At 63.2% G+C, this 631-nt stretch carries 1 protein-coding gene; it reads right to left on the bottom strand.

All coding sequences use genetic code 11. The features are described from left to right. On the bottom strand, positions 1-345 hold a 345-nt coding region (locus R4P70_RS32655), incomplete at its 3' end, for an IS110 family transposase (protein ID WP_030538148.1). Positions 346-631: the final 286 nt, after the last annotated feature.

Here is a 631-nt window from a genome sequence, read left to right as displayed (position 1 = left end):
TGATCGGGCGATACGAGCGGCGTCGAGATCGTCGGTCTTACCGACTCCTCTGCGATCCGCCGACCCCATCACGGAGGGTTCGGCTACCGGGAATCCCGCCGCGAGAACGCGGTCGGAGAGTCCGGCGCCGTAGGAGCCGATGCCTTCGATGACAACGAGGGCGGCTTGTTGACCTACTCTGTGTGCAATCCACGTGCGGGCCCGATCAAGACCCGCCGGGCTTGCTGGAAAACTTGCTTTGTCCTGCACCGCACCAGTTGCGGCGGCCACGACGCACAGCGCGTGGGCGGCGGCGTGAGTATCGACCCCGATGACGATTTCGTAGTTATCTGCGACGATAGGCATAGCGACGGATGTCCTTTCCGATGGGCGACGTCGTTGTCGGCGTCGGCCCGGAAAGAGCACTTCGAGGCAGGCCTGTAACGGGCCACGACCTCGCGGCAACGAGGTCGGGCAGGCTTCTAATCAAGCCACCGAAGCAAGACCGGACCGGCGTCGCCACCACAACAGAGTGGACAAACCCCGGCCAGTGCACCACGAAGGAGCAAAGCGATTCATGAGTCACACGGCGTTGTAGCGACGACACCTATCCTGTCAGCCGGCCCCGGGCCGGCCACTACAAACACTTACA

Source organism: Rhodococcus sp. IEGM 1241 (assembly GCF_033142365.1).
Lineage (GTDB): Bacteria > Actinomycetota > Actinomycetes > Mycobacteriales > Mycobacteriaceae > Rhodococcus_F > Rhodococcus_F erythropolis.
This window is presented reverse-complemented; position numbering and strand designations above follow the sequence as displayed.